A 933-nucleotide genomic window follows, 5' to 3' on the forward strand; every position below is an offset into this window, starting at 1 on the left:
CTTAGTCTCCAGTTTCAAGTGCAACACCGCGAATGATGTAGGGTGTTGCGATGAAGAAGAACTACAGGCATTTGAGCGCGGAGGAACGCGCGGTAATCATGATTGAACATACGAAGGACACGAGCGCGACGGCGATTGCTCGAATGCTTGGTCGTGCGACTTCGACGGTGACACGGGAACTCAAGCGAAACTGCGAGGCGGCGTCGGCCCACTATGACGCCACGCGTGCGGCCATGGCATACCGGACGCGGCGTGAACACAGCGTGCGTCGGCGAAAATTGATTTCCGGCAGCCAGCTTTATCAGCACGTACATAACCGGCTGATCTACTGGCGCTGGTCGCCGCAGCAGATTGCTGCCAGACTTCGTCGGATGTATCCCGACGAACCCGACCAACGCATCAGCCACGAAACGATTTACGCCGCGATCTATGCGCATCCGCGCGGCGGGCTCAAGCAGGCGATGATCGACGCCTTGCGCCAGGAAAAGCCTGCGCGCGGGCGTCGGCGTACGAGCCTTGCTCAGCGCAGTTTCGTGCCCGAGGATTTGCGCATCATGTATCGGCCCGAGCAGATCGAACTGCGGCAGTGGCCTGGACATTGGGAGGGCGACCTCATCAAAGGCGCTTTTAATCGCTCCTGCGTGGGCACACTGGTGGAGCGTAAGACGCGTTTCGTCGTGCTGTGCCGCATGGACGGCTGCACGGCTCAGGATGCGCTGGAGGGCTTCACACGTCAGATGAAGAAGCTGCCGGCCTTTCTGCGTGAGAGCCTGACGTACGATCGCGGCACAGAAATGACGTGTCATGTCGAACTGTCCAACCGTTTGAATCTCGATATCTGGTTTGCCGATCCGTACGCGCCCTGGCAGCGCGGCAGCAACGAGAACACCAACGGCTTGCTGCGTCAGTTCTTGCCAAAGGGCATGGATCTCT

The 933-nt window shown here is 59.3% G+C and carries 1 protein-coding gene; it reads left to right on the plus strand.

Annotated elements, in window-relative coordinates:
- Positions 1-50: 50 nt before the first annotated feature.
- On the plus strand, positions 51-933 hold an 883-nt coding region (locus tag PSO31014_RS22215; protein WP_150553594.1), incomplete at its 3' end, for an IS30 family transposase.

The sequence above is a fragment of the Pandoraea soli genome (assembly GCF_902459595.1).
In the GTDB taxonomy this organism is placed as follows: Bacteria; Pseudomonadota; Gammaproteobacteria; order Burkholderiales; family Burkholderiaceae; genus Pandoraea; species Pandoraea cepalis.